Raw genomic sequence first — 3,765 nt, forward strand, 5'->3', positions numbered from 1 at the left:
TTACCCGATATCGCTTCCTGCCAAACTTATGGCGGCGAGCAGCGTTGAACTTGTGTGGCATTCAGGTGTCCAGATCAGAGGCAAAATCCTCAACTACCAGAATAGCTCCTGATCGTGCAACAACGCCCATTCCCCACATTTTCGCATATGCAATCCAGGCGGGTGCGGGTCGCTCAGCCCGTCGCTTGTTTCATGACGTCGCTGGTGGGCATGAATGAACAGGGCATCACCATCACAATAGAGGAAGTTCGATGCGCCATATTGCCGCGCTTCAGCGCAGAACCGGGTGAAGACATCAAACCGCGCCTTCAGGTCGGGCACCGTGTCTCTTGCATCACCGGTTTCGCGCAAGCGTTGGAGCAAATCCAGAAACGCCGCCTCTGAGTCGGTATCTCCCACGCAATCACTCAGCAAGGACCGATCCGTAAGGCTGTCGATATACCCATGAAGAGTTCCGTTGTGAGCAAAATGATGTGCTTGCCCGCTTATGATCCTGCGAAAAGGATGCGTGTTCCGCAACTCCGGCTTTCCAACGGAAGCTCTGCGCACATGAGCGATCAAGTACTTGCAAGATATGTCAGAATCGGCAGTCATCCGAGCTAATGCACTATCACTGGCGGGCCGGGGTTCGCGAAAGATATGACCGTCGCGTCCGTCGGCGAAAACGATCCCCCAGCCGTCGCGGTTACAATATCTTTCACCGCCATGGGTTGCAAAAGTGTTGAGTTGGTATTTGACCCGCGTGGGAGAAGCACTCGACATCGCAAATAGTTCACACATCTATTCATTCCTCTTTGCCATAAAGGGTTCTTTCGGCGTCAAACGTCGAGCGCGTTCAGCCTGCTGTCACGGTGTCGTTGCGGTTCATGTTCGTGTAGCAGGGGACTCGTTTGCAAGTGCCATGTTTTGATCGCACGAATTCCTGACTTGCGACGACGCCTGAGCAATATCGGCATCAATACCTTTTGGAAGAGACCGAGTTCTGTCTATGCGCTTGGCAATTCGGGTAAGTTTTTCCCACACATTCCGAGCCTGCGAGTGAATATAATAGCCCGACAGCGGGCATTCCTATCAGGCGCAGCTAAAGTCTTCGTCTTAAACTACAGCCCCTCTTCCGCGACACGGCGAACGTCCGATCACTGTTATTCCGGTGAGGCGAGAACAATCCTTTCCGCGGCCATTCTTTTCCGCGTCAAGCCATATGGACCGTTTGGTCATGCCTAGACCCTTGGCATATTCTTTGCGGTTCAGACAGTTCTTTGTTGCAATGATGTATGCCCGACTGACACGGATCTTCGTGCACGGCGCAGCGAAAGCCTGCTCCGTCCGCGAACTGTGAATTCAATGCCTGATTCTTGTTGCGGCCTCCATGAATGACCAGTTCTTACGCTGCGCGACGGCACCAAATTTCTCGCTCTTGCGGCATTTCCTGCGCTGCGAGCGCATGCAGAACGAATTTGACACTTCTGCTGTGGGCTCAATCCAAACCACCGCCGCGGCGCGAATGTAGGTCCGGTCCGGATTGGCGAACGGCATAGGCCGCCCGCCAACGTGGTTCAAATGTCGATTTGCTCGGCGATGCTCAGCGCATCTTCAAGTTCGACCCCAAGATATCTGACTGTGCTGTCAACCTTGGTATGTCCGAGCAGAAGTTGAACCGCTCTGAGATTCCCGGTTTTGCGGTATATCTCCGCTGCTTTGGTCCGGCGCAGCGAATGGGTGCCGTATCCACTGGGCTCCAGCCCGATCGCCGCCACCCAATCTCGCACAAGCCGACCATATTGGCGTGTTGAGATATGCGGGCGGTCGTGAAACCGGCTGGGAAACATGAAACAGCAGCCGATCATTTCCGGCGACTTGACCCACGAGGCAATCGTATCGCGCGTGTTTTCAGAGAGTTCGAACTGAACGGGCCGCTTGGTTTTGCTCTGGATCACAGACACGCGTTCGCGAACGCGATCATCCCTCACCAAGTCGGTGACGGCCAGTTTCACCAAATCGCAACCACGAAGCTTGCTATCAATTGCAACGTTGAACAGCGTTAGATCGCGCAGGTTGTTCGCCAATTCGAGACGTGCACGGATCGCCCAGACCTGTTTCGGCAGGAGCGGTCGTTTCTGGCCGACAATCCGGCCTTTGTTCCAAGCTTTGCGTTTTGGGGTGACTGCGGGAAGTTGGACTCTTGGCATGATATGGGTATTGCCAACAACTTGGCAATACCATGCGTGACCATGTTCGCACCCCGGATGGGCCAGCCCGGATAGTCGCACGTCGCGGCACACACGCGCCCGGCGTCACCAGACCACGTGGATGCCCGAAAGGCCGGAAAACACGGCGTCCTTGGAAATCAGCCGCAGGCCCGACAGTTCGGCCGTGGATGCGATCAAGCGATCGAACGGGTCCCTGTGATCCCACGCCCGCGCACTTGCGTGAATGCAGATATCGGGGGTCAATGTGGCGGTCAGCCCGCCTTGCCCGCGCAGGATTTCGGGCAAATCGCGGAGATGCGGTGCCATCTCGGGCCACTTGCCGATCCGCACCTTTTGCCCGATCTCGAAGAAACTGATCGGGCTCACATACACCGCATCCGCATTTTCGATGGCTGACCGGGCCGGCCGCGAGAGTTGATCATCATCGAGAAACGACCAGACCCAAGCATGCGTATCCAGCAGGACGGATGTCATTCCCAGCTGGCCAGCTCGTCTTCGCTCATCGGATCCAGGAAATCCGGCGATGTGCGGATCTTGTCCTTCAGGGTGCCGAGGCGGAAATTGCCCTGCGGGATTGCGGTCAGCCTGACAACGGGTTTCGATCCCTTGGAAATCACGACCTCCTCGCCCGCCAGGGCGGCTTCGATCAGCTTGGACAGTTGGCTTTTGGCTGTGTGGACGTTGTATTGCACGGGCGCCTCCGATTGAACTTAGCTAACTTAGCCATGAGCGTGGCAATAGTCAACCGGGCCGCCCCGATAGGAGAGTACCGCAAAGTGTGGGGCAGTTGAATTGTGGGGATGATGCTGCCAAGGATTTTGGATGTCACCGCACAGGCGCAGTTTGAGATGTATGTCTGGAATTCCGCGGCGGTTTTTCTCAGCGCCTTGAAGCTTTCGTAAGCTGTTATGCACTCTTCGAGGTCGGCAACCAGATCATCGGGCTGACCCCGAGAAGGCGAACCTTGAGCTGAACTATTTCCGTTGATGAATTCATCAACGGACGATGTCAGATCACTCCAGTCTCAGCAACTGCCCCACACTTTGCGGTACTCTCCTAGATCAGCTTGGTCGCGGCCTCCTCGGTCGGGAACGAGCCGCGGGTCTTGATGGATTTTCGGATCACCCGGTTCAGACTTTCAATCGCGTTCGTCGTGTAGATGATCTTGCGAATGGCCGGGTCGAAGGCGAAGAACGCGATCACCTCGGTCCAAGCCCTGCGCCAGGCCGGGGCGATCGAGGCGTATTTCCCGGCCCATTTTTCCTCGAAAGCGTCCAACTCGGCAGCAGCCTGATCGGACGTCGGAGCGCCGTAAATCAGACGCAGATCGGCGGCGACGGCCTTGCGATCCTTCCAGGCGCAGAAGTTCAGCGAGTGGCGCACCAGATGCACGATGCAGGTCTGGACCGTGGCGTCCGGGAAGGCGGCTGCCGCGCGACAAACAAGGTGAGAATCCAGCGTCAATCAGGATGAGAACGCGGGGGTGGGGGCTCGCAGGGAGGGCGTAGCCCGACTGGAGAGGCCCCACCCCCGCGTTGCGCCCCAAATGGGCGGG

The 3,765-nt window shown here is 56.8% G+C and carries 4 protein-coding genes and 1 pseudogene; all 5 read right to left on the reverse strand.

Annotation, left to right across the window (positions count from 1 at the left end):
* Positions 1-93 precede the first annotated feature (93 nt).
* The gene (locus tag BHD06_RS22425; RefSeq protein ID WP_080459162.1) at positions 94-780 is read right to left on the reverse strand and encodes a class II glutamine amidotransferase; all 687 of its coding nucleotides are present in this window, start codon (positions 778-780) and stop codon (positions 94-96) included.
* Between the two features lie 776 nt (positions 781-1,556).
* Complete coding sequence (locus BHD06_RS22430; RefSeq protein WP_080459163.1) at positions 1,557-2,189, reverse strand: tyrosine-type recombinase/integrase; 633 nt, start codon at positions 2,187-2,189, stop codon at positions 1,557-1,559.
* Between the two features lie 105 nt (positions 2,190-2,294).
* Positions 2,295-2,684, reverse strand: coding sequence for a type II toxin-antitoxin system VapC family toxin (locus BHD06_RS22435; RefSeq protein ID WP_080459164.1), 390 nt, complete (start codon positions 2,682-2,684; stop codon positions 2,295-2,297).
* The gene (locus BHD06_RS22440; protein WP_080459165.1) at positions 2,681-2,902 is read right to left on the reverse strand and encodes a type II toxin-antitoxin system Phd/YefM family antitoxin; all 222 of its coding nucleotides are present in this window, start codon (positions 2,900-2,902) and stop codon (positions 2,681-2,683) included. The genes BHD06_RS22435 and BHD06_RS22440 overlap by 4 nt, the downstream gene beginning before the upstream one ends.
* 367 nt (positions 2,903-3,269) lie before the next feature.
* Positions 3,270-3,638, reverse strand: a pseudogene (locus BHD06_RS22445) (transposase); the annotation flags it as partial.
* Positions 3,639-3,765: the final 127 nt, after the last annotated feature.

Origin of the sequence: Roseovarius sp. A-2, from assembly GCF_002072155.1 — a bacterium.
Classification (GTDB): domain Bacteria; phylum Pseudomonadota; class Alphaproteobacteria; order Rhodobacterales; family Rhodobacteraceae; genus Roseovarius.

Excerpts from the sequence above, each read along its gene's own strand:
- BHD06_RS22425 (WP_080459162.1), bottom strand. The coding sequence starts at position 780 with ATGTGTGAACTATTTGCGATGTCGAGTGCTTCTCCCACGCGGGTCAAA.
- BHD06_RS22430 (WP_080459163.1), bottom strand. The coding sequence starts at position 2,189 with ATGCCAAGAGTCCAACTTCCCGCAGTCACCCCAAAACGCAAAGCTTGG.
- BHD06_RS22435 (WP_080459164.1), bottom strand. The coding sequence starts at position 2,684 with ATGACATCCGTCCTGCTGGATACGCATGCTTGGGTCTGGTCGTTTCTC.